The organism is Alloyangia pacifica, assembly GCF_020524285.1.
GTDB classification, from domain to species: Bacteria; Pseudomonadota; Alphaproteobacteria; order Rhodobacterales; family Rhodobacteraceae; genus Salipiger; species Salipiger pacificus_B.
This window is the reverse complement of record NZ_JAIVKX010000005.1, coordinates 160,779-184,128: the sequence shown is the minus strand read 5'-3', so window position 1 is coordinate 184,128 and position 23,350 is coordinate 160,779. Positions and strand designations below refer to the sequence as shown.

The 23,350-nt window shown below is 69.6% G+C and carries 24 protein-coding genes; 8 read left to right on the top strand and 16 right to left on the bottom strand.

All coding sequences use genetic code 11. The features are described from left to right. Positions 1–22: 22 nt before the first annotated feature. Complete coding sequence (locus LC039_RS09210; RefSeq protein WP_226623470.1) at positions 23–670, bottom strand: sulfotransferase family 2 domain-containing protein; 648 nt, start codon at positions 668–670, stop codon at positions 23–25. 240 nt (positions 671–910) lie between these two features. Between LC039_RS09210 and LC039_RS09205 the strand changes: the two genes are divergently transcribed. After that, positions 911–1,936 (top strand): hypothetical protein, encoded by a 1,026-nt coding sequence (locus LC039_RS09205; protein WP_226623466.1) that lies wholly within the window; start codon positions 911–913, stop codon positions 1,934–1,936. Between the two features lie 265 nt (positions 1,937–2,201). Here the strand turns inward: LC039_RS09205 and LC039_RS09200 are convergent, their stop codons facing one another. From LC039_RS09200 to mutY, 8 genes are all read right to left on the bottom strand, one after another. Beyond that, entirely contained in the window at positions 2,202–3,479 is a 1,278-nt protein-coding gene (locus tag LC039_RS09200; RefSeq protein ID WP_226623465.1) for an SPOR domain-containing protein, read from the bottom strand. A gap of 69 nt (positions 3,480–3,548) precedes the next feature. Then, the gene (gene upp / locus LC039_RS09195) at positions 3,549–4,178 is read right to left on the bottom strand and encodes a uracil phosphoribosyltransferase (RefSeq protein WP_226623464.1); all 630 of its coding nucleotides are present in this window, start codon (positions 4,176–4,178) and stop codon (positions 3,549–3,551) included. After that, the gene (locus LC039_RS09190; RefSeq protein WP_226623463.1) at positions 4,175–5,197 is read right to left on the bottom strand and encodes an adenosine deaminase; all 1,023 of its coding nucleotides are present in this window, start codon (positions 5,195–5,197) and stop codon (positions 4,175–4,177) included. Before LC039_RS09190 ends, upp begins: the two co-directional genes overlap by 4 nt. Beyond that, positions 5,194–6,402, bottom strand: a complete 1,209-nt coding sequence (locus tag LC039_RS09185; protein ID WP_226623583.1) for a phosphopentomutase — start codon at positions 6,400–6,402, stop codon at positions 5,194–5,196. Before LC039_RS09185 ends, LC039_RS09190 begins: the two co-directional genes overlap by 4 nt. Then, the gene (locus tag LC039_RS09180) at positions 6,399–7,688 is read right to left on the bottom strand and encodes a thymidine phosphorylase (RefSeq protein WP_226623461.1); all 1,290 of its coding nucleotides are present in this window, start codon (positions 7,686–7,688) and stop codon (positions 6,399–6,401) included. The genes LC039_RS09185 and LC039_RS09180 overlap by 4 nt, the downstream gene beginning before the upstream one ends. Beyond that, positions 7,688–8,080 carry a cytidine deaminase gene (locus LC039_RS09175; RefSeq protein ID WP_413463819.1) on the bottom strand — a complete coding sequence of 131 codons (393 nt, stop codon included), beginning with the start codon at positions 8,078–8,080 and terminating at the stop codon, positions 7,688–7,690. The genes LC039_RS09180 and LC039_RS09175 overlap by 1 nt, the downstream gene beginning before the upstream one ends. Before the next feature lie 154 nt (positions 8,081–8,234). Continuing rightward, the gene (locus tag LC039_RS09170) at positions 8,235–9,377 is read right to left on the bottom strand and encodes an alkane 1-monooxygenase (RefSeq protein WP_226623458.1); all 1,143 of its coding nucleotides are present in this window, start codon (positions 9,375–9,377) and stop codon (positions 8,235–8,237) included. Positions 9,378–9,523: 146 nt separating this feature from the next. Then, positions 9,524–10,579 carry an A/G-specific adenine glycosylase gene (gene mutY / locus LC039_RS09165; RefSeq protein WP_226623456.1) on the bottom strand — a complete coding sequence of 352 codons (1,056 nt, stop codon included), beginning with the start codon at positions 10,577–10,579 and terminating at the stop codon, positions 9,524–9,526. A gap of 86 nt (positions 10,580–10,665) precedes the next feature. Here mutY and LC039_RS09160 point away from each other — a divergent pair, with 86 nt between their 5' ends. The 3 genes from LC039_RS09160 to LC039_RS09150 all read left to right on the top strand — a co-directional run bounded on the left by LC039_RS09160 (position 10,666) and on the right by LC039_RS09150 (position 12,660). Beyond that, complete coding sequence (locus tag LC039_RS09160; protein WP_226623449.1) at positions 10,666–11,175, top strand: DUF721 domain-containing protein; 510 nt, start codon at positions 10,666–10,668, stop codon at positions 11,173–11,175. A gap of 109 nt (positions 11,176–11,284) precedes the next feature. After that, the gene (locus tag LC039_RS09155; protein WP_226623443.1) at positions 11,285–11,947 is read left to right on the top strand and encodes a DsbA family protein; all 663 of its coding nucleotides are present in this window, start codon (positions 11,285–11,287) and stop codon (positions 11,945–11,947) included. A 227-nt stretch (positions 11,948–12,174) separates the two neighbouring features. Beyond that, positions 12,175–12,660 carry a CYTH domain-containing protein gene (locus LC039_RS09150; RefSeq protein WP_226623441.1) on the top strand — a complete coding sequence of 162 codons (486 nt, stop codon included), beginning with the start codon at positions 12,175–12,177 and terminating at the stop codon, positions 12,658–12,660. Positions 12,661–12,764: 104 nt separating this feature from the next. On the opposite strand, the gene LC039_RS09145 is transcribed toward LC039_RS09150, so the two are convergent. The 7 genes from LC039_RS09145 to aroA form a co-directional block, all read right to left on the bottom strand. Next, entirely contained in the window at positions 12,765–13,892 is a 1,128-nt protein-coding gene (locus LC039_RS09145) for a saccharopine dehydrogenase C-terminal domain-containing protein (protein WP_226623439.1), read from the bottom strand. Then, positions 13,889–14,950, bottom strand: coding sequence for a saccharopine dehydrogenase (locus tag LC039_RS09140; RefSeq protein ID WP_226623437.1), 1,062 nt, complete (start codon positions 14,948–14,950; stop codon positions 13,889–13,891). The genes LC039_RS09145 and LC039_RS09140 overlap by 4 nt, the downstream gene beginning before the upstream one ends. Before the next feature lie 66 nt (positions 14,951–15,016). Further along, positions 15,017–15,670: a histidine phosphatase family protein gene (locus LC039_RS09135; protein WP_226623435.1), complete on the bottom strand. Its 654-nt coding sequence runs from the start codon at positions 15,668–15,670 to the stop codon at positions 15,017–15,019. A 93-nt stretch (positions 15,671–15,763) separates the two neighbouring features. Beyond that, positions 15,764–16,762, bottom strand: coding sequence for an aldo/keto reductase (locus LC039_RS09130; RefSeq protein WP_226623433.1), 999 nt, complete (start codon positions 16,760–16,762; stop codon positions 15,764–15,766). Between the two features lie 2 nt (positions 16,763–16,764). Next, on the bottom strand, positions 16,765–17,388 hold the full coding sequence (locus LC039_RS09125) for a (d)CMP kinase (protein WP_226623431.1): 624 nt from the start codon (positions 17,386–17,388) through the stop codon (positions 16,765–16,767). A gap of 58 nt (positions 17,389–17,446) precedes the next feature. Further along, entirely contained in the window at positions 17,447–17,950 is a 504-nt protein-coding gene (locus LC039_RS09120) for a hypothetical protein (RefSeq protein ID WP_226623429.1), read from the bottom strand. 4 nt (positions 17,951–17,954) lie between these two features. Beyond that, complete coding sequence (gene aroA / locus LC039_RS09115; protein ID WP_226623427.1) at positions 17,955–19,301, bottom strand: 3-phosphoshikimate 1-carboxyvinyltransferase; 1,347 nt, start codon at positions 19,299–19,301, stop codon at positions 17,955–17,957. Between the two features lie 257 nt (positions 19,302–19,558). Between aroA and LC039_RS09110 the strand changes: the two genes are divergently transcribed. From LC039_RS09110 to LC039_RS09095, 4 genes are all read left to right on the top strand, one after another. Continuing rightward, on the top strand, positions 19,559–20,776 hold the full coding sequence (locus LC039_RS09110) for an MFS transporter (RefSeq protein WP_226623425.1): 1,218 nt from the start codon (positions 19,559–19,561) through the stop codon (positions 20,774–20,776). Between the two features lie 251 nt (positions 20,777–21,027). Continuing rightward, a complete protein-coding gene (locus LC039_RS09105) occupies positions 21,028–21,966 on the top strand; it encodes a sulfurtransferase (protein ID WP_226623424.1) in 939 nt (312 codons plus the stop codon). Further along, positions 21,966–23,105 (top strand): YeeE/YedE family protein, encoded by a 1,140-nt coding sequence (locus tag LC039_RS09100; protein ID WP_413463818.1) that lies wholly within the window; start codon positions 21,966–21,968, stop codon positions 23,103–23,105. Before LC039_RS09105 ends, LC039_RS09100 begins: the two co-directional genes overlap by 1 nt. Continuing rightward, positions 23,102–23,266, top strand: a complete 165-nt coding sequence (locus LC039_RS09095) for a hypothetical protein (protein WP_226623422.1) — start codon at positions 23,102–23,104, stop codon at positions 23,264–23,266. The genes LC039_RS09100 and LC039_RS09095 overlap by 4 nt, the downstream gene beginning before the upstream one ends. The last annotated feature ends 84 nt before the right edge of the window (positions 23,267–23,350 follow it).

Here is a 23,350-nt window from a genome sequence, read left to right as displayed (position 1 = left end):
CCATAAACCCGGCACCGTCCCCTCAGTCGAAGCTATAGCCAAAGCGCCAGATATCCTCGGCGCAGATCCGCGCGACGTGGTCCACGGTCCGCGCGTTGTAGTAGCCCCGGTAGTCGCGGCGACGCTCCGAGGCGTTCTCGTGCCCCACCTCGAGACGGAACCCGAGATGCGCCTCGAAGGGGGCGAGGTCCTCGGACAGATGCTCGAGCCGCAGCCAGATGTCGCCGCGGTCCGCCCCGCTGACATCGCTCAGGTAGCGCGAGCTGGGCCAGGCGCTCAGGCTCGCCGTGGTCTGCGGGTGCAGCACGAAAGGCGCGAAATCGAGCGCCTGCGACAGGCGCACCGCCGGGTGATCGAAGCTCTGCACACGCAGCCAGTGGTAATAGCTCACCATCCGGTCCCACGGGTTGCGCACCAGCGCGACACGGCGCATCCCGGCGATCTCGCCCGGGGTCAGTATGCCGTCGATATCGGCCAGCGTGGAATGCTTCCAGAGCCGCCCGCGCGGGGTCAGCCCCTTCAGCCGCGCCTTGCGCTTCAGCGCCTTCGGCGTGTCGCCGATCAGGATGTCGTCGCGCTGCGCGCGTGCCTCCAGCGCCCGCGCCAGCGAGCTGCCCCCGGTCTTGGGGATATGCACGAAGATGTAATTGCGGCCGGCCGAGATGATCATGTCGCCGACCCTAGCCTCCGGTCGCGGGGCTGAACATCTGCAAGCCCTGCCGGACGCGTCTTTTTCGCAACCGTGACCGCATCGCGGCGCGACGTGAACGCCGTGCCGCGCGGCAGCGATTGCTCCTGCGCGGGGAGCTTGCTAAGCAGAGGCGGAGTACAGGCAGAGCAGCGGGCCCTTCGGCCCGGAAAAGCGCCGCAGAAACGCCCCCGAAGATCGCCCCGAGAACGCACCCCGAGCATGACAGCCCTCAAGGAGTACCAGCGCCTCGAAGCCACCGCGCTCTGGCGGCCCGAGCCGGATGCGCAGCGGCGCGAGGTGATCCTGTCGATGGGCGATGCCACGCTCACCGTCTCGGACATCTCCGGCCGCGCGCTCTCGCATTGGTCGATGGCCGCCGTGGTGCGCGCCAACAAGGGCCGCAGCCCGGCGCTCTACCATCCCGATGGCGATCCCGGCGAGACGCTGGAGCTGGCCGAGGACGAGAGCACGATGATCGACGCCATCGACCGCGTGCTGCGCGACATCGAGCGGCGCCGTCCCAAGCCCGGCAAGCTGCGCCTGCGCATGATCTCCGTGATCGCCGCGCTGGTTGCCGCCGGGGTGCTGCTCTGGCTGCCGGGGGCGCTGCTGGACCATGCCGAACGCGTCGTGCCCCGGGCCAAACGGGTCGAGATCGGCCAGGCGCTGCTCAGCCAGATCGCCCGCGTCTCGGGGCGTCCCTGCGGCACCAGCGAGGCGCAGCGCCCGCTGCGCCACCTTGCCACCCGCGTGCTCGGCGAAGCGCGGCGCGGCGATCTCGTGGTGCTGCGCGACGGCGTGCGCGACACGGCGCATCTGCCGGGCGGCATCATCCTCGTCAGCGGCGATCTGCTCGAAGACTACGAGGACCCGGACGTGGCGGCGGGCTACATCCTCGCCGAGTCGCTGCGGGCGAAGCAATCCGACCCGCTCGGCGACCTGCTGCGCCACGCGGGCCTCTGGTCGAGCCTCAAGCTGCTGACCACCGGCTCGCTGCCGCGCGGCACGCTCGAGAGCTACGCCGAGGAGCTGCTGACACGCCCGCAGACCCCCGTCCCCACCGACGCGCTGCTGGCCGGCTTCGCGAAGATCGAGCTGCGCAGTTCGCCCTATGCCTACGCCCGCGACATCACCGGCGAAGCCGTGCTGCCGCTGGTCGAGGGCGACCCCCGCGCCGCCGAGGGCAGCGTGCCGGTGCTGAGCGATGCGGACTGGGTGCGGTTGCAGGGAATCTGCGGCGGCTGAGGCCCTAATGAGCGAGAAATTGGCTACCCTGACCTTCTAAGGCCCTGACCTGTGAAGACCCTGGCCGCGGCATGGCCAGTTCGACAGGCAAGCCAGCTTGACAGGCATGAGGGGGCGCTGCCCAGCCGATGTTTGCCTGCGCCGCCTGCGACTATCGCGGCCCCTCGGGACCCTTGGGTGGCAAATATCGAGGTGGCAGGGGGCGCTGCCCCCGTCCGCTGACGCGGCCTCCCCCGGGATATTTCTGTCTAGCTGACGGGCGCGATCAGCGCAGGCTTGCCGCCTGATAGCCCGTGGCGCGGACCTTGGCCAAGGCGATCTGCGCCGCGCGGTCGTCGGCGTAGGGGCCGACACGCAGGCGGCGCATGCCGTCGGACTTGCGCAGAAGCTCCTGCACCGGCAAGCCGGCCGCCTGCAGGCGGCGGCTGGCATCCGCGGCCTTCGCCGCCGTGCTGAACGCTCCGATCTGCACGTAGCGCAGCGCCCCGCTATCGTCCGAGGCACTGTCGGAAGCCACCGCGACGACGGAGCTCCCGGTCGTCGACGGCGCAGGCTTCAGCGCCGGATCGCCCTCGAAACGCACCCGCGGCGCCACCGCGGTGGCCACGGTTCCGGCGGTCGAGGCATAGGGCACCTCGTGGGTCCAGACGCGCTGGGTGTCGTAGTAGCCCTTGACCGTCTGCAGCGCGCGATGCGGGTTGAGCCGGTCATCCTCCCAGGCCGGGCGATAGCCGGAGGGGACAATGGTCCGCTCCGCCGGGCCGTCCTCGTAGACATGGCGCGGCAGGATGCGGGTGCCACCGGGCACCATCAGTTTGCCGTCCTGCCAGCTGCCGACGCCGCCGCCCTGGTTGTAATAGACGTTCTTGCCCGGCGCCGGCGCCTCGCCCCGGCGCACCTCGGTCGCATAGGGCGCGGTCTGGGGCCCGCAGCGCACGGTGCGGCCATTGCTGACGATCTCGCCGCTGAAGCCGGGCGCGCAGGCGCCGCCGATGAGCCCGCTCGCCGGTGCTGCGGGGGCCGGGGCCGCATGTTGCGCGGGCACGCGCGCCACGACGCGCGGTGCCGGGGCGGCGGGTGGCTTGGAGGCCAGGGCCTTGACCACGGGCGCGGGCGTCGAGGCCACGGTGGTCATCGGCTGGCTACTGCGAGTGGTGGGCGCCGGCGCAGGTGTCGGCGCGGGCCGGGCGGTTGCGGTGCGGGCGGGCGCAGGAGCGGGCTCGGCCGGCGCTGCCGGGGCGGTCTGGGGCGTTGCGGTCGCGGTCCGGCTCTGACCCGACAGGCTCGGCGCATAGCCGCAGACCGGCTCGCCGGCGCGGCTGACCCGCGGCACCCAGATCACCGCATCATCGAAACCGGCCCGGACGAACACGCAGCCGCGGCTGTCGACATATTGCGACGCGGTATAGCTGGCCGGGGGCACTTCCGCCGGATCGCTGATCGTGTCGATCCGCTGCGCCAGCACGGGGGCGCCAATGAAGGCAGGGCCGATCGCCGTGCCCAGAGCCAGAATGGCGAGACTCGCCGGAACCTTGATACGCATGTCGCCCCCCAGGAAGCTGCGCGGCAAGCATTGCATGAGCGCCGCGCAGCTGTAAAGCGTTGAGGGGGCTTATTTTGTGCCGAACATGCGGTCGCCCGCATCCCCTAGTCCCGGAACGATGTAGCCCTTTTCGTTGAGCTTCTCGTCGAGCGCCGCGGTGATGATCGGCACGTCGGGATGCGCCTCTTCCATGCGCTTGACGCCCTCGGGCGAGGCGAGCAGGCACAGGAAGATCACGTTCTTCGCGCCCGCCTGCTTCAGCAGGTCGATCGCCGCGACCGAGGAATTGCCCGTCGCCAGCATCGGATCGACGGCGATCACCGTGCGGTCCTCGAGGTTCTTGGGCACCTTGAAGTAATATTGCACCGGCTCCAGCGTCTCCTCGTCGCGGTAGAGCCCGACGAAGCCGACGCGCGCGGCGGGGATCAGCTCGAGAATGCCGTCGAGCAGCCCGTTGCCGGCGCGCAGGATCGACACCAGCGCCAGCTTCTTGCCCTCGATGGTCGGGGCCGCCATCTCGCACATCGGCGTCTCGATGTGCTTGGTGGTGACCGGCAGCTCGCGGGTGACCTCATAGGCCAGCAGCAGGGAAATCTCGCGCAGCAGCTGGCGGAAGGAGGCCGTGGAGGTGTCCTTCTCGCGCATCAGCGTGAGCTTGTGCTGCACCAGCGGGTGATCGACGACGGTCAGGTGTTTCATGCGCTCTCCAGTCTCTTCAGCAGCGCCTCGCGCGTCCCGGCCGAACAGAAGGCCGCGTTCGCGGAGGTCTTGGCAATCTCGATGAAGTCCTCTTCCTCCCATCCGAAGGTGCGTGCAAGGTTTTCGTATTCCTGCACCATGGTGGAATGGAAGAACGGCGGGTCGTCGGTGGACACGGTGACCTTTGCCCCCCGGTCGCGCAGCTTCTGGATCGGGTGCGCCGCAAGCGCCGGGTAGACCCCGAGCCGCACGTTGGAGCCGGGGCAGACCTCGAGCGTGATGCCGCGCTCGGCGATCAGCTCGACCAGCCCCGGATCCTCGATGGCGCGCACACCGTGGCCGATGCGCTCGACCCCGAGATCCTCGATCGCCCGGCGCACTTCCGCGGGTCCGCGCCATTCGCCCGCATGGGTGGTCAGCCGCAGCCCGGCCTCGCGCGCCATGTCGAAGCTGTAGGCGAAGTCGCGCTGCTCGCCGCGGTTCTCGTCGCCGCCCATGCCGAAGCCGCAAATCCAGTCACCCGCGGTCTCGGCGGCGCAGAGCGCCGCGGCCTTGGCCTTCTCGGGGCCGAAGTGGCGCACGCAGGTGACCACGCCGCGCAGGGTGATGCCCATGTCGCGCTCGGCGCGGTCCGCCGCGTCCTGCATAGCATGCAGGTACTCACGCCAGGCGCCCAGATCGCCGCCGCCGCAGAAGTCGGGAGAAATGAAGGTCTCGGCGTAAATCACACCGTTCGCCGCGCATTCCTCGAGCACGGCAGAGGTCAGCCGGGCATAATCCTCGGGCGATTTCAGCACCGAGGTCGCCGCCTCGTAAACCTCGAGGAATTGCAGGAAGTCGCGGTAGATGTACGACCCGTCCGCGGCGAAGATGCCGTCGAGCCGCACGTTCTTCTCCTGCGCCAGCCCGCGGATGAAGGACGGGGGAGCCGCGCCCTCGATGTGCAGGTGCAGTTCGACCTTGGGCAGCCCCTTGATCCGGTGCAGGCTTTCCTCGTCGTGGTCTCTTGGGTCTCTCAAAGGAAGCTCCTTCCCGGTCCTTGCGCGGGCACCCGCAGGTGCGCCGCGATACTTGCCGCCACATCGGCGAATGCGATCTGCCCGATGTGCCCTGCCCCGCGCCCGTGCACAAGCACCGGAACGCGCTCCCGGGTGTGATCCGTGCCGACCCACGTGGGGTCATTGCCGTGATCGGCGGTGATCAGCAGCAGGTCGCCGTCGCGCAGGCGCGGCAGCAGCCGGCCCAGCTCGGCGTCGAACCACTCCAGCGCCCGCGCGTAGCCCGAGACGTCGCGGCGGTGCCCGTAGAGGCTGTCGAACTCGACGAAATTGGCGAAGGTGAGCGAGCCCTCCTCAGCCTCCTCCACCAGATCGGACAGGTGGCGCATGAGCGTGGCGTCCTCGCCCTTGCGCACCTCGTCGATGCCCTGCATCGAGAAGATGTCGCCGATCTTGCCGATGGCGTAGACCCGGCGCCCGGCATCCTGCACCCAGTTGGTGAGGATCGGCTGCGGCGGCATGATCGCGTAGTCGTGGCGGTTGGCGGTGCGCTTGTAGCTGCCCGGCGCGCCCACGAAGGGCCGCGCGATGACCCGGCCCACTTTCATCTCGTGCAGGGTCGGGGCGATCTTCCCGCAGAGGTCCAGCAGGCGATCCAGCCCGAAGCTCTCTTCATGCGCGGCGATCTGAAAGACGCTGTCGGCGGAGGTGTAGCAGATCGGCCATCCGCTACGCTGGTGCTCCTCGCCAAACTGCTCGAGCATCACCGTGCCCGAGCCGTGGCAATTGGCCAGCGTGCCGTCCACACCGGCGATCTCGCAGACCTCCGCCAGCAGCTCCGCCGGGAAGACCGGCTGCTCGACCGGGAAATAGTGCCAGTCCCAGGGCACCGGCAGCCCCGCCAGCTCCCAATGTCCCGAGGGGGTGTCCTTGCCCCTCGAGCTTTCGGAGGCCGCGCCCCAGAGTCCCGAAGGATCCGCCGCGAGCCCCGGCACCGCGTCGTCGCTGGCCAGCCGCACGGCCGCGCCGAGCCCCAGCGCACCCAGGACCGGCAGGTGCAGCGGCCCGCTGCGCCCCTCCTCGGCCCGCCCCTCGGCACAGGCCTGCGCGATATGAGCCAGCGTGTTCGCCCCGGTGTCGGGCACGCCCGCGTTGAAATAGGAGGCGGCATCCGGCGCGCCGCCGATGCCCACCGAATCCATTACCACAAGAAATGCCCGCATCAGGCGATCCTTTCCCGCACCAGGGACCCCGCGTCCGGCACCTCGCCGACCCGGATCGCCGCCTGCACCGCCCGCGCCGCCGCCCGCGCCGCATCCTCGCTTGCCGCATGGACCCGCGCCAAGGGCTGCCCTGCCTCGAGCCTTTGGCCAAGACGCACCACATGGGACAGCCCCACCGAAGGGTCAACCGGATCGCTCTCGACCTCGCGGCCACCGCCGAGCCGCACGACCGTCAGCCCCAGCGCCTCGCCGTCGATCGCCGCCACATGCCCGGCCTCGGGCGCGGGCACGTCGATCACCACCGGCGCCTGCGGCAGCATCTCGCGCCAGCGCGCGACGAAATCCACCGGACCGCCAAGCCCGTGCACCATGTGCCCGAAGCGCTCCGCCGCGGCGCCGCTGGCAACGCTCTCGCGCAGCCGCGCCGCGCCGCCGTCGATCCCGGTCCCCGCCAGCAGCTCCGCGCCCAGTGCCACGGACAGCTCCAGCAGCGGCCCGCCAGCCGCCTCGGTCAGCACCTCCATGGAGGCGCGCACCTCCAGCGCATTGCCAAGCGCATCCGCGAGCGGCTGGTCCATGTCGGTGATCAGCGCCGTTGTCGGGCAGCCCGCGGCCTTGGCGGTGCCGACTAGCGCGCGCGCCAGCGCCCGCGCCTCCTCCATGGTCTTCATGAAGGCCCCGGAGCCCACCTTCACATCCAGCACCAGCCCCTCCAGCCCCGCCGCAAGTTTCTTCGACAGGATAGAGGCGGTGATGAGATCGAGCGACTCCACCGTCGCGGTGACGTCCCGGATGGCATAGAGCCGCTTGTCCGCCGGGGCGATCCCCTCCGAGGCCGAGACGATGGCGCAGCCCGCCTCCCGCAGGACCGCACGCAGCCGGTCCTCGCTCGGGTCGGTCGCATAGCCCGGGATCGCCTCGAGCTTGTCCAGCGTGCCGCCGGTATGGCCCAGCCCGCGCCCCGAGATCATCGGCACGTAGACGCCGCAGGCCGCCAGCATCGGCGCCAGCACGAGGCTCACGCAGTCCCCCACCCCGCCGGTCGAATGCTTGTCGAGCACCGGGCCCGGAAGGTCCCACTGCAGCACGTGGCCGCTGTCGCGCATGGCCAGTGTCAGCACCGCCCGCGCCTCTTCGGGCAGACCGCGCAGGCAGACCCCCATGGCAAAGGCCCCGGCCTGCGCCGAGGTCACCGTGCCGTCGGCGAGCCCGGTGGCGAACCAGCGCAGCCCCTCGTCCGAGGGCACCTCGCCCCGGCGCAGCGCCGCGATGATCGTGCGCGCATCCATCAGGCCCGGTCCATGTGCCCCGTGCCGAAGGCGCCCGGCAGCAGCTCGCCGACGGTGGTCTCCAGCGTCGCGCCGTCGGTGGTGGCCAGGGTCACCTTGGCGTGGGACTTGCCGAACTCGGCGAGCTTCTGGCGGCAGCCGCCGCAGGGCGGCAGCGGGTGCTCGCAATCGGCAATGACATAGGCCTCGATGATCTCGGTCTCGCCCGCGGCCACCATCGCGGCAATCGCCCCGGCCTCGGCGCAGGTGCCCTCGGGGTAGGCGACGTTCTCGACGTTGCACCCGGAATAGATCTTGCCCGAGGGTGCCAGCATCGCCGCCCCGACCTTGAACTTCGAGTAGGGGACATAGGCGTTTTCACGCACCGCGCGGGCGGCTTTCTCGAGCGACATGGCGCACCTCATTGAACTTTCGTCGCGCATGTTGCTGAGCACAGGGGCCGAATGCAATCCCCGCGCCGGCGCCGCGCCTTCTTCTAGGCGGAAATATCCCACGGGGGTCCGGGGGTGTGAAACCCCCGGCGCGACCTCCGCCTCAGACCCCGCCTCAGACTGAGCCCTTCGGCAGGGGCGTGCGCGCCTTGTTGTACTCCGACCAGTCCTCGATCTCCGGGTACCATGCCCGGCGCCAAGCCCGCACCTTCGGGTTCATCACCCGCCGCCAGACCGGCGGCACCATCGCCGCCATGGTCATCACCGGGTAGCCGTAGGGCAGCTGCGGCGCCTCGCTCTCGGCGTAGGTCTGCAGCAGGGGAAAGCGCCGGTCCGGCTTGTAGTGGTGGTCGGAATGGCGCTGAAGATTGATCAGCAGCCAATTGGTCGCCGTATGCGCCGAGTTCCACGAATGGTGCGGCCTGACGTGCTCGTAGCGCCCCTCTCCGAGGTATTTCCGGGTCAGCGCGTAATGCTCGACGTAGTTGGTCAGCTCGAGTTGCCAGATCGCCACCCCCGCCTGCAGCAGGAACAGCAGCAGACCGCCCCAGCCGCCGAGCATCAGCGCAAGCGCCAGCATCGCCAGCTGCAGCACGAGGTAGAGCCAGAACGGGTTGCGCCGGTGCCACCAGGGCAGCCCGCGCCGCGCCAGCAGTTTCTTCTCGGCGCGGAAGGCCGAGACCGGGCATTCGCGCAGCACGCGCGCATAGTAGCGGTGGAAGCCCTCGTTGTAGCGCGCGGTCACCGGATCGCGCGGCGTGCCGACCCAGAGGTGGTGCACAAGCAGGTGCTCCGAGCGGAAATGCGAATAGAGCACCATCGCCAGCAGCCAGTCCCCGAGCCGCCGCTCGAGATTGTTGCGCTGGTGCAGAAGCTCGTGGGAATAGACGATGCCGACCGTGCCGGTCATCACCCCGGTGCCGAAGAAGACCCCGAACTTCTCCCAGCCGGTCAGCGCGTCGTTGCCCGACACATACCGGATCAGCGCGAACAGCGTGATGAATTGCACCGGCGCCCAGAGCATCACCCCGGCGCGGTACCAGAAGAGCGCGTGCTCCTCGGTCTGGGGATCGGCATTCTCGGTGTTCAGCCCCAGCGCCGCGTCCAGCGCCGAGAAGAGGTACCAGGTGGCCAGGGGCGGCAGCAGCACCCAGAGCCCACCGCTCAGCGCGCCGATCCAGACCAGCACGGGCAGCAGGTAGACCAGCCAGAACGGTGCGGCGGCGGTCCAGCGCGCGAATTTATCTGCCGAAATCATACACTCGTCCCCAACATCTGCCCCCGACATCGCCTCTGGCTGGCGCAGGGCGCGTGCTGAGAGTCTGTTGCCGCAGCTTGTGCCCTGCGCTTCGCCCGGTCAATGCGGCGCAAGGGCCGCGAACGGCGTGACGTGGCCGCGCTGCCTCAGCCCGCGGTCAGGGCAAAGGCCTTGCGCATCACCGTCGGCAGATCCCCGGCGTCGAAGACCTCCGCCTCGATGAACTCGCCGCGCTCGGGGCGCCGCTCCATCGGCACCAGCGCGGTCTTCACGGTCAGGCGCAGGTGGAAATGGGTAAAGGTGTGGCGGGCCTCGGCGTTGAGCTTCTTCCACTCCGCCCGGATCGGCGGCGCATCGGCCGGCGCGTCCTCGGACCACTCCGAGCCCGGCCAGCCCAGCATGCCGCCCAGCAGCCCGCTGTCGGGGCGGCGCTCCAGCAGCCAGGCCCCGTCCACGCGCTTGACCAGGTAGGCGATGCCGTGACGGGTCGGCTTGCGCTTCTTCGGGGCCTTCTTCGGCAGCTCCGCCTGCGTCCCGTGATCCCAGGCGGCGCAGGCGGTGCGCCAGGGGCAGAGCCCGCAGGCCGGGTTGCGCGGGGTGCAAATGGTGGCGCCGAGGTCCATCACCGCCTGCGCGTAGTCTCCGGGCCGCTCCTGCGGGGTCAGCGCCGCGGCGTAGTCCGTCAGCACGGGTTTCGACTGCGGCAGCGGCAGGTGCTCGTCGTGCAGCCGCGCCATGACCCGCTCGACGTTGCCGTCCACCACGGTCTCGGGCAGGTCGAAGGCAATCGCCGCCACCGCCGCCGCCGTGTAGGGCCCGACGCCGGGCAAGGCGCGCAGCCCCTCGAGCGTCTGCGGAAAGACCCCGTCATGCTCATCGGCCACCGCCCGCGCGCATTTCAGCAGGTTGCGGGCACGGGCGTAGTAGCCCAGCCCTGCCCAGGCGGCCATGACATCCGCATCCTCGGCGGCGGCAAGGTCCGACACCGTCGGCCAGCGCGCGGTGAAGGCCTCGAAATAGCTCTTCACCGCCGCGACGGTGGTCTGCTGCAGCATGATCTCGGACATCCAGACCCGGTACGGGTCGGGCCTCACCCCCGCCGCCCGCGCCGCCGGGCTGACGCGCCACGGCAGCTCCCGGGCGTGGCGATCGTACCAGGTGAGCAGATCTGCGGCCTGCGCCGTGTCACGCGTGGCTGACATTCCCTTGATCATCGACGACAAAAGCGATTCCCTGCTGGCATGCGGATGCGGGGTCACTAGAATAGGTCCGCAGAGAGGGATTCAAGATGGCACGGCGCAACACCTCAACATACGGGTTCGCAAAGACCTCGGGTCTGCTGAACGCGCAGATCCGCAAGGCCAGCGAGAGCCGCGGCTTCGCGCAGTCGCGCCTGCTCACCCATTGGGACGAGATCGTCGGCGCCGACATCGCGGCCATGGCCCGCCCGGTCGAGGTCAGCTACTCGCGCCAGCAGGGGCTTGGCGCCACGCTGACCCTGCTCACCACCGGCGCCATGGCGCCGCTGCTGGAGATGCAGAAGGAACAGCTGCGCGAAAAGGTCAACGCGGTCTACGGCTACAATGCCATCGCCCGCGTCCGCGTCACCCAGACCGCCTCCACCGGCTTTGCCGAGGGCCGCGTCGCCTTCGGCCACGCGCCGAAGGCCGAAAAACCCGAACCCTCGCCCGAGATCAAGGCCGAGGCCCACAAGGTGGCCGGTGACATCCATGACGACGGGCTGCGCCAGGCGCTGGAGCGCCTCGCCGGCAACGTCATCTCGAAATCGCGGCAGTAGCGCCGTGGAACGACAGGCGACCCCGCGCCGCAGGCAGAAACGCGGCTTCGCGCCGCAGGCAGAAACGCGGCTTCGCGCCGCAGGCAAGGCAACCACAAGAGGACCTTACATGACCCGCATTCTTCCCGTCGCCGCGTTCGCGGCCGCATTCGCCCTCGGGGGCGTCGCCATCTCCGGCGCGGCCAGCGCGCAGGAGGCGAGCAGCGAGGCCAGCGCCGCCGAAACCGCCACGGAAACCGCACCCGAGATCGTCGAGATGGTGAAGGGCGATGTGGACGCACCCGTCGAGATCATCGAATACGCCTCCTTCACCTGCCCGCACTGCGCGCGCTTCTCCAACGAGGTACTGCCGCAAATCGAGGAGAACTACATCGACACCGGCAAGGCAAAGCTGGTCTACCGCGATGTCTACTTCGACAAATACGGCATGTGGGCGGCGATGGTCGCGCGCTGCGAGCCGACGAAGTTCTTCGGCATCGCCGACATGATGTACAAGACGCAGGGCGACTGGATCAAGGCGGGCTCCGACCAGGGCATCGCCGACGGCCTGCGCAAGATCGGCCTGATGGCCGGCCTCGGCAAGGACCAGCTCGACGCCTGCATGAACGACGGCGAGAAGCTGAAGGCGCTGGTCGGCTGGTACCAGGAGAACGCGACCCGCGACAACATCACCGCGACGCCCTCCTTCATCATCGACGGCAAGCCCTACTCGAACATGTCCTACGACGATTTCGCCGAGGTTCTGGACGAGCATTACGAAGCGGCGCAGTAAGCGTATCCTGGCCGCCCAGCCCTTCGGCTGCGGCCACGCAGGGGCGTGCCTTCGGGCGCGCCCCTTTTCGTTTGCGGCGCCCGCCCTCTTCGCCCCGCGGCGCCCCCTGTCTCGATAGCGGGACAGCTTGACGGAAGAGCACGCATTTCCCGGATGGCCTTCGCCCCAAGCGCGGGATAAATCTGGATTCGCAAAGAGCCCAAATTTTCATCCATTCCAAGGCTGCCATGGCAAAGGAAATCGAACGCAAGTTCCTCGTGGGCGACGACACATGGAAGCAGCGGGTCGTGCGCAGCGAGCTTCTGCGCGACGGGCTTGTCGCCACGGAAAACGGCCGCAAGGTCCGCGTGCGCTTCTACGACGAGCGGGCCACGCTCTCGCTCAAAGGGCCGCGCAACGGGCTGGTCCGGGACGAGTTCGAATATCCCATCCCCGCCGCGGATGCGCAGGACATGCTCGACAACCACTGCACCGAAGTGGTCGAGAAGCGCCGCCACTACATCCTCGAGAACGGGCTGGAATGGACCGTCGATGTCTACACCGGCCTGCTGGAGGGCATCGTCATCGCCGAGGTCGAACTGACCTGCGCCGATCAAGCTCTGAGCCTGCCCGACTGGATCGGCCCCGAGGTCACCGGCCACCAGGAATACCGCAAGATCAACATGATCCGCGCCCGCCGCGGCGAGGCAGGTCAGACCGTCCGCCTCGCCTGACCCGTCCGCCCTCGGCCACCGGGGCGTTCTGACGCAAAAGCGCCGGCCCGCGGAAACGGGCCGGCGCTTTGTGTTTTCCGGATCAAACCGGGCCGAGGCGTGCCTCAGCCGGCCTCGTCGACGCGCATCATCCGCTGCGCGAGGCTCTCGACGCCGCCCAGCCAGCGCGTGACCAGCTTGGGATCGGAGGGCGCCGCCGAAACCCCGGGCTTGATCTCGCGGTTGAGCACCGCCTCGATCGCCCAGGACACCGGCATCGACACCAGCCGCGCCATGGCGGAACCGCGGGCATCGCCCCAGGCATCCATCACCCAGGTCTTGTGCCAGACGACCTCGCCGGCCTTCTCGGCCTTCAGCGTCACGCAGAGCACCACCCGGTCGGGCTCACCCTCTTCGTACTTGTTCTCGGCCAGCAGGTCGGAGGCCATCTTCGCCAGCCGCGCATCGTCGGCGGTTTCGACCTCGGCGAAGATCTCCTTCCACGCCTCGGACCAGCCGTTGAGGCGCAGCGTGCCGCGCACGAAGTCCTTCACCTTCCAGTCCTGGCCGAACTCGTATTGTTCGATGAACGGCAGCGAGTCGCGGTTGGGATAGACCTCGAAGCTCTCGGGCGGGTCGAGCGGCGCATCGTAGCGGCTCAGCGCATCCCACGGACGCGACACGTTCAGTTCCTCGAAATGGCGGATCGAGCGCGAGGGGGAGCGCAGCGCCTTCAGCACGCCGACCGGCGCCCAGGAGAACTTGTAGCGGAATGCGTTGGCCTCTTTCGGCACGCCGCCGCAGTAGCTCAGGAAGCTGATCTCGTTCTCGACATCGAAGGCGTCGGACGCCCGGTAGGCCGCGACGAGGTCATGCGCCATCAGGTGGTCGATGCCCGGGTCGAGCCCGACCTCGTTGACCAGCGCCACACCGGCTTCTTTCGCCTTGGCGTCCAGCCCGCGCATCTCCGGCGAGATGTAGGAGGACGACACGAAATGCGCCTTCTTCTTGATCGCGATCTCGGCCAGTTTCACGTGCCAGTCGCCCGGCAGCATCGAGACGATCACGTCGCCTTCCTGCACCGCGGGCTCCAGCACCTCGGGGGCGAAGGCGAGAATACGGTTGGTGATGTCGCCCACGGCCTCGCGGGCCTTGGTTTCGGTCCGGTTCCAAACCATCACGTCGTGGCCCGCTTCGATCAGCCGTCGCAGCCCCGGGATGGATGAAAGCCCCGTTCCGCACCAATGAATCATGCAAGTTCCTCCTTGAGGTATCTGTCGTAGGTCGCCGCCGCCCGGCCCCAGACGCCCGCGTCCAGCGCGGGCAGGGTCAGCAGATGCGGCAGCAGTTGCGCGGCGAAATCCTCCGAGCTCTCCCGCGGGAGCAGCGAGGGAAGGTTGTCGATCGCCATGACGTCGAGCGGCGGCTCCTCGTGAACCCGCAACGCGGGGGCCTGCCAGTCGGTCACGCGGTCATAGACCTTCACCGGCGAGAAGTCACTGTCCGGATCGCAGGCAATGTCGCCGATGGCCCGCAGCTTGCGCGAGTCAGTGACCGCCGAGGCCGGCACGAAGACCGGCGTGCCGGGATGCGCGAGGATGCAGTTGAAGAAGATCTCGTGCTCGAGCACCTCGGGGAACGGCCCGCCATGGGCGGTCTCGGCCATGTCCCAGCCGGTCACCTCGACGCCGATCTTGCGGCAGAGGTCCGACGCCCCGGTTCCGACCCGCCCCAGCGCGCCGATGACCAGCGCCTTGGGCCGCGCGCCGCCCGCTGCATCGAGCGCATCGGCAACCGCGGCCTCCATCGCCGCCGCCCCCGGCCAGACCGAGACCGGCGCGCAGAGGCCGCCCTGCTTCTGCGCCGCATAGGCCAGCAGCGTCACCGCCGCGCCAGCGTAGCCCGCCCAGTAGCCGAAGGCCGCAACCCGCCGCCCGTCCTCGCCCACGAGGTATTCCAGATCGTAGAGCGCCCCGCCGCCTTCGACGAAGCGCTTCAGCAGCACCTGCCCCGCCGGCTGGCCCTTGAAGGCATGGCCGAACATGATGTGACGGTGGCGCAGGGGCGTGCCGTCTTCGGGCAGCTCCTTGAGGCCGAAGATGATCGCTTCCCCGGGCGCCTCGGGCCAGCTGTTCTCCGGGGCGATCTCGGCGCCCGCGGCGCGGTAGCCCTCGATGCCGATGACCCGGGCGCGGCTTTCCTCGACGGTGACGCGCAGCCCCGCGGCGATCAGCGCCTTCACCCCCTCGGGCGTTACGCCCACCCGGTCCTCGTTCTGCCGCTGCTCCGCGCGCACCCAGAGATGTGTCATCCGTCTCTCCACAACCCAAATTCCCCGCCTTGCTACAGAAAAGCGCGCAGCGGGGAAACCCGGGCGTCAGAGATGCGTGCGCGCCAGTGACCGCTCCGCCCCTTCGAGGTGCGGCACGGCGTTGAACAGTGTCAGGCACAGCCCGGTCGAGATCGGCTGGAAGCGATGCAGCGAGGTGTTCTCGATGGCGAGGCAGGCATGCGCCAGCGCCTTCATCTCGAGCCCCATGGTCACCCGCATCGCCATGCCGATGAGCCCGCCCGAGGTCACCACCACGGCCCGCCCCTCGCCCGCGGCGATCTCGTCGATCACCTCGCGCACGCGGCCCTCGAAGTCCGCGAAGCTCTCGGGTGCGCCCTCGAGCCGGCCCTCGCGCCAATAGGTGAAAAGCGTCGGTAGGTGCCGGATGAAGCCTTCGCGGTCCGGCGGCAAGGCAATCCCGTGCTGCTGGTCCAGAAGCTGCGCCATGGTGAAATACTCGAGCTCGTTGAGGCGCGCGTCCTGCACCACCTCGAGTTCGATGCCCATCTCGGCCGCGGTCTCGCGGTGGCGCTGCAACGTGCCGCAATAGGCGCGGGCAAAGACCTCGCCGGAGCCGCGCAGGTGATCGCCGAGCCAGCGCGCCTGCTGGCGCCCCAGATCGCTCAGCCGGTCATAGCTGATCTCGTCCTTGGCATGGGTATTGGCCTGCCCGTGCCGCACGAGGGTGACATGAGACATGCGCTGTCCCTTTCATCTTTCCAGAAATGCGCCGAGGCCGAGCCGCGCGGCGGCAAGGGGCGCCCCCCTGCCCCGCCCGGCGCCCCGGCAAACTCAGCAGAAGTTCTCGGGCCCGACGCGCTGCGCCACCGAGTAGCGGTCGCCATGCGCCCAGCCCACGGGCAGCACCTCTTCGATCCGCAGCAGGTCAGCCTCGGTCAGCGTGGCGTGCAGCCCGGTCAGCAGCTCCTTGAGGTGGGCCACCGAGCGCGTGCCGGGAATCGGGATCACGTGATCGCCCCGGGCTAGCAGCCAGGCGATGGACAGCCCGGCCGCGGGCAGCCCCATCTCGGCGGCCAGCGCGCGGAAGCCATCGGTGATCGCGAGGTTGGCCGACAGGCTCGGCTCGATGAACCGCGGGTTGGTGGCGAGGAAGGGGTTGGCAGCGATCGTCTCGGGCCCGATCGGACTGTCGGTGAGCAGCGAGCGTCCCACCGGCGAGAAGGCGACCAGCGCCGTGCCCAGTTCCTTGCAGGCCTGAACCAACCCCAGTTCGGTGAAGCGCGACGACAGCGAATACTCCGACTGCACCGCCGCCACCGGATGCACCGCCGCCGCCCGCCGCAGCGAGGACGGGGCGATCTCGGAAAAGCCGAAGCTCTTGATCTTGCCCTTCTTCACCAGCCCCGCGAGGGTCTCGGTGACCTCCTCGATGGGCCGGGCCTCCTCGCGGCGATGCACGTAGAAAAGATCGACCTGCTCGATCCCCATGCGCGCCAGCGAGCCGTCGAGCTCGCTCTCGAGATGCCCGGCGGAATTGTCGAAGCAGCGGTTGCCCGCCGCGTCCTTGGTGATCCCGGCCTTGGTGGCGATATGCAGCGTCTCGCGGGCACCGGGGTTGGCCTTCAGCCAGGCCCCGATCGCCTTTTCCGAGCGCCCCATGCCGTAGACGTTGGAGGTGTCGATATGCGCCACCCCGGCCTCGGCCGCGGCATCGAGCACCGCGTAGGAATTGGCCTCGGTGGTCGGGCCGTAGAACTCGGCAAAGGACATGGCGCCAATGCCGAAGGCGGGCACCTCGGGGCCGCCGGGGCCCATGCGAACTGTTTTCATGCTCATCCCTTCACTTGTTCGGCGCTGCGCGCCCCGACCGCCGAGATCGCGGCGGCCACGGCGGCCTCAACATCCAGTTTCGAGGTGTCGATGGTTATCGCGTCCTCCGCCGGTTTCAGCGGCGCGTCGGCGCGGGTGGCGTCGCGGTGGTCGCGCTCGCGGGTCTCGGCCAGCACGGTGTCGTAGGTGGTCTCGGCGCCCCCGGCCACCAGCTCGTCGAAGCGGCGGCGGGCACGGACCTCGGCACTGGCGGTGACGAAGAGCTTGGCCTCGGCCTCGGGGCAGATCACCGTGCCGATGTCGCGCCCGTCCAGCACCGCGCCGCCGTCACGGCGGGCAAAGGCACGCTGGAAGTCCAGCAGCGCCGCGCGCACCTCGGGGATCGCCGCCACGCGCGAGGCCGCCTGGCCGACCGCGGCGGTGCGCAGCCCGCCCACCTGCAGGTCGTCCGGCACCAGCTCCTGCGCCGCGGTGATCGGCTCGACCCCGTCGAGCATCTTGCGCCCCACGGCGCGATAGAGCAGCCCGGTGTCGAGATGGGCAAAGCCGAAATGCGCGGCAACGGCGCGGCTGATCGTGCCCTTTCCGGCAGCCGCCGGCCCGTCGATGGCGATGGTAAAGGCCATGGCCGTCCCTTTCTGTCAGATCGCGGCCTTTATGGATCCCGCCGCGATGCGCCGCAAGTTACCTGCCCCGACCCTGCTTCCAGAGGCCGAAGAGCGCGATGGCGCAGACCGCCAGCAGCACGAACTTCATCTGCGTGAAGCCGCTCGACCATTCGACCAGCGCCCGGTCGAGCGCCACCGGCCCGCGCAGCAGCATTTCGTTGATCAGCAGGTTCTCGGCGGCGTCCGCACCCATCCAGGCCAGCGCCAGCAGCATGAAGATGCCACGCCGCCACCAGCTCCGACCGCGCGACAGCATCCACGCCCCGAGCAGCAGCGTGAGACCGAAGATCACCCGGAAGGCCAGCCCCAGCCAGCGCATCTCGAGCAGGTAGACCGAGCGCGCCTCCTCGCTCAGCGCAAGCAGGTAGCGCTGCGCCTCGACGGCGGAATAGCCGAATGCCCGCACGTCGAACGGGGCCAACCCGCCCGCACCGGGCCAGAGCACGCTCAGCGCGTAATAGCCCATGCAGAGCAGCAGCGCGGCGGCCAGCGCCGCGACGAAGGGCAGAACGCGGCGCAAGGGCTCAGGCCTCTCGGCCGAGGTCGGCACCGAGCGTTGTCATCAGCCTCTCGAAGATCGGGAAGGAGGTGGCGATCGGCCCGCCGTCGTCCACCCGCACCGGCGCCTCGGTGGCCAGCCCCATCACCATGAAGGACATGGCGATGCGGTGGTCGAGGTGGCTCTGCGCCGTCGCCCCGCCCGGCACGTCGCCGAAGCCGCGGCCATGCACCGTCCACCAGTCCTCGCCCTCGTCGACCTCGACGCCGTTGAGCCGCAGACCGGTCGCCATGGCGTCGATACGGTCGCTTTCCTTGACGCGCAGTTCCTTGACGCCGGGCATGTGGGTCTTGCCGCTGGCGAAGGCTGCGACCACCGACAGCACCGGGTACTCGTCGATCATGCTCGCGGCGCGCTCGGCGGGCACCTCGATGCCCTTGAGGTCCGGCGAGAACTTGGCGCGCAGGTCGGCGACGGGCTCGCCGCCCTCCTCGCGCATGTTCTCGAAGGTCAGGTCGGCGCCCATCTCCTGCAGGGTGAAGAACAGCCCCGCGCGGGTCGGGTTGAGGCCGATGTTCGGCACCAGCACGTCCGAGCCCTCGGTGATCAGCGCGGCGCAGACCGGGAAGGCGGCGGACGACGGATCGCGCGGCACGATGATGGTCTGCGGCTTCAGCTCGGGCTGGCCGACGAGCGTGATGACCCGACCCTCCGGGCTGTCCTCGGTGCGCACCTGCGCGCCGAAGCCGGTCAGCATGCGCTCGGAGTGGTCGCGGGTCGCCTCGCGCTCGATCACCACGGTCTCGCCCGGCGCGTTGAGCCCGGCCAGCAGCACCGCCGATTTCACCTGCGCCGAGGGCACCGGCGTGGCGTAGCGCACCGGGATCGCGGCCTCGGCCCCGACGATGGTCATCGGCAGCCGCCCGCCCTTGCGCCCGTAGGCCCGCGCGCCGAAAAGCGCCAGCGGATCGGTGACCCGGGCCATGGGCCGCGAGTTCAGCGAGGCGTCGCCGGTGAAAGTGGCGGTGATCGGCGTCGTCGCCATGGCGCCCATGATCAGCCGCACGCCGGTGCCGGAGTTGCCGCAGTCGATGACGTTGCCCGGCTCCGCGAAACCGCCGACGCCGACCCCATGCACGTGCCAGGTGTTGCCGCGCTTCTCGACCTCGGCGCCGAAGGCGCGCATCGCCTTGGCGGTGTCGAGCACGTCCTGACCTTCCAGCAGGCCGGTCACCTTGGTCTCGCCCACGGCCATCGCACCGAGGATCAACGAGCGGTGCGAAATCGACTTGTCGCCGGGCACATGCGCCTCGCCCTTAAGGCCCGCAGACTTGCGGGCAATCATCGGAATCGGGTCCCCGTGGCTCGACATGGCGCCTCTCCTGTTATCGCTCGCGCGCCTGATAGCAGCGCGATGCGCCTGCGTCCATCGCCCGCGCGCGCCGCGCCGATTCCGCCGGCAAACGCGCCACAGGGCGCCAGCGGACGGCACCTGCGCGGCAAAGACCCCTAACATTTCCGTGAGCGATAACAGCAAGGTTGCCCCTGCGGCCGGGTCGCTCTAGCTGTGCTCGCGGGGACGGACACACCGAGAACCTACCCGGTTCCCAGAACACGAAGCAGGTTTGCATGACCGAGACAACGGCCGAGATCGCCGGTGCCCCGACCAAGGATGGTGCCCGGGAATATTCAGCGCGCACGGTGCTTTTCGCACTTTCGATGGGCGGCTTTGCCATCGGCACCACCGAATTCGCGGCCATGGCGCTGCTGCCCAGCTTCGCGTCGGACCTCGGCGTCAGCGAGGCCCGCGCCGCCGACGCGATCAGCGCCTATGCGCTCGGCGTGGTCGTCGGCGCCCCGGTGCTGGCGGTGGCCGGGGCGAAAATGCGCAAGCGCATGCTGCTGATCTGGCTGATGCTGGCCTTCGCGCTGTTCAACACGCTCTCGGCCCTCGCGCCCAGCTTCGGGCTGTTCACCGTCTCGCGCTTCTTCTCGGGCCTGCCGCATGGCGCCTACTTCGGGGTCGCGGCGCTGGTCGCCGCCTCCATCGTGCCGCGCAACAAGCGGGCCACTGCGGTCTCGCGGGTGTTCCTCGGCCTGACCATCGCCACCACCATCGGCGTACCCGCGGCAAGCTGGATGAGCCAGTTCATCGGCTGGCGCTCGGGCTTCGCGATCGTCGGCGCGCTGTCCCTGGCGACGGCGCTGGCGGTCTACCTCAAGGCGCCGCGGACCCCCGCCGACCCCGATGCCAACCCGCTGCGCGAGCTCGGCGCGCTGAAGAACCGCCAGGTCTGGCTGACGCTGGCCACCGGCGCCGTCGGCTTCGGCGGCTTCTTCTCGGTCTACACCTACATCGCCTCGACCGTTCAGAGCACGCTCGGCGCCTCCGAGAACATGGTTGCGCTGATGCTGATGATCGCCGGGATCGGCATGACCATCTTCAACCTCGCGATGGGCGCGCTGGCCGACCGCAATCTCAACCTCACCGCCTTCTTCGCCTTCGGTGGCGGCGCGGTGGTGCTGGCGCTCTTCCCCGCGGCGGTGGCGGGCGGGCTCTGGACCATGGGGCTCGCGGTGCTCTGCATGAGCATCCTGGGCGGTGTCTCGACGGTGATGCAGACCCGGCTGATGAACGTCGCCGGCGAGGCGCAGCAGCTCGCCGCCTCGCTGCATCACGCGGCCTTCAACGTCGCCAATGCGGTCGGCCCTTTCCTCGCGGCGCGGGTCATCGCGGCAGGGCACGACTTCCCGGCCTCGGGCTATGTCGGCGCGTCGCTGAGCGCCGGGGGCTTCGTGCTCTTCGCGATCACGCTCTGGGATGCCCGCCGCAGCGGCATCGAGTGAGCGTGCGGAACCGTCGTCTGCAAACCGGCGCCGGTTCCCGCTTGAAAAAGAACACTTTTGCACGACAGGCGTCGCGGGTGGGAAACTGTCCCAGCCGCGGCGCCTTGCAAAATCAGCGGTCCAAGCCGAGCGCGAAAGCCGGAGCGACGTTCCCGGCCCGCCGCCGCTTCCGCGCCGCCGCGACCTTGCCGCCGCCCCCGCTAGACCGAAATAAGGCGGGGAAACGAACACTTCATTCCGAGAGGCTCACCATGACCTACAAAGCGATCGCTCTTTCCGCCGCGATCAGCGGCCTCACCGCCACCGGCGCGCTGGCCGCCGATCTCGGCCCGCTGGTCACCCCCGCCGAACTGGACACCGCCCTCGCCGCCGAGAGCGCGCCCGTCGTGCTCGACATCCGCGGCGACGGCTATGAAGACGGCCACATCGCGGGCGCCGTCTCGGCCCCCTACGGCCTGTTCCGCGGCCCCAAGGACAACCCCGGCGCAACCGTGCCCGTGGACCAGCTCGAAACCACCTACGAAGAGCTCGGCCTCGCGCCCGACGCGCCGGTGGTCATCGTCTCTCAGGGTGACACCGACACCGATTTCGGCGCCGCCGCCCGCGTCTACTGGACCCTGAAGAGCTCCGGCTTCACCGAGCTGTCGATCCTCAACGGCGGCGCACAGGCCTGGGTCAACACCGGCCTGCCGCTGAGCAAGGACGCGGTGACCCCCGAGCCGACCGAGCTCGACATCACCTGGAACGACGCCTGGACCGCCGAGACCCCCGAGGTCGCGGACGTGGTCGACGGCGGCCACGAGGCGCTGCTGCTCGACGCCCGCCCCGCCGCCTTCTACGAAGGCAAGAAGGCCCATGGCGCCGCCGCCAAGCCCGGCACCCTGCCCGGCGCAGAGAACTACGCCTACACGCAGTTCTTCCAGAGCGGTGCCACCGCCATCGGCCAGATCGCGGACGTGCAGGAACTGAAGGCCTCGCTCGGCATCGCCGACGGCGAAGAGGTCGTGTCGTTCTGCAACACTGGCCACTGGGCAGCGACCAACTGGTTCGCGCTGAGCGAGATGGCCGGCATCGAGAGCGTCAAGCTCTACCCCGGCTCGATGGTCGAATACTCGCAGACCGGCCGTGACATGCAGAACGCGCCGGGCCTGTTCAAGAACCTGCTGAACCAGGTCACCGGGGGCAACTGATGAGCCAGACCGCCACCCAAGGCGCGGCAGGAGCCGCGCCCGCAGGGGCCATGCCGCAGCGCGCCGGGTTGATCCTCGGCGCGCTTGTCGTCGTGGCCCTCGTCGCGCTCTTCGCCGGCGCACGCTACGGCCTGCTGCTGGCCATCGGCCTCGGCTTCGGCATCGCGCTGGAGGGCATGCGCTTCGGCTTCGCAGGACCGTGGCGCGCGATGATCCTGCGCCGCGAGCCCTCGGGCGTGCTGGCGCAGTTGCTGTCCATCGCGCTGGTCGCCGTGGTCGCCATCCCGCTGCTCAGCAGTCACGCCGGGGAGCTGATCGGCGCGCAGGCCCCCATCGGTTTTGCCATGATCGGCGGCGCCTTCGTCTTCGGCGCCTGCATGCAGATCGTGCTCGGCTGCGGCTCGGGCACGCTGGTCAACGCCGGCAGCGGAAACCCGGTGAGCCTGCTGGCCCTGCCCTTCTTCGCGCTCGGCAGCTTCGCCGGGGCGTGGAACCTGATCTGGTGGACCGACCTCGGCGCGTTGCCGATCCTGACGCTCTCGGGCGGCGCGGGGCTTGGCGTGACACTGGTGCTGCTGGCGCTGGCGGCGGCGATCTTCCTGTGGCGCGCCGCGCCCGGCACGGTGAAGCTGAGCCGCCGCCACGCCATCGCCGCCGTGCTGCTCGCGCTGCTGGCGATCGGCAACCTGCTGGTGGCGGGCCAGCCCTGGGGCGTGGTCTACGGGCTCGGTCTCTGGGCCGCCAAGGGGTACGCCGCGCTCGGCGGAGACCTCTCGGCCTCGGCCTTCTGGGCCGCACCGGGCTCGATGGAGCGGGTGCAGTCGAGCGTGCTCACCGACTACACCTCGCTGACCGACATCGGCATCATCCTCGGCGCCTTCGGCGTCGCCGCCTGGCGCCGCGGCGCGCTGGCCAGCAAGCTGCCGTCCTACCCGGCACGCGCCTGGGTCGCGACAATCGTGGCGGGCTTCCTGCTCGGCTACTCCTCGCGCCTGGCCTTCGGCTGCAACGTCGGGGCGTTCTTCTCGGGCATCTCCACCGGCAGCCTGCACGGCTGGGTCTGGTTCGTCGCCGCCTTCGCCGGGGCCTTCCTCGGCATCCGGCTGCGGCCGCTGCTGGGGCTGGAGGCGCGGACATGACCCGCAGCTTCACCGCCGCGCTCGCGCTGGCCTTCCTTGCAGCACTGCTGGTCTTCGACCTCGCGACAACGCCGCCGAACCCCTACCAGGCGCCCGCGCTGCTCGCCTTCGGCTCGGGCAGCATCGCCTCGGGCGGCTTCTGCGGCGCCCTGCCGAACTGATCGGCGGGACAGACATCAAGCCATGAAACGCGGGGCGGCCGGAAATGGCCGCCCCGTTTGCGTTAAGATTGTTACCGCCCGGGA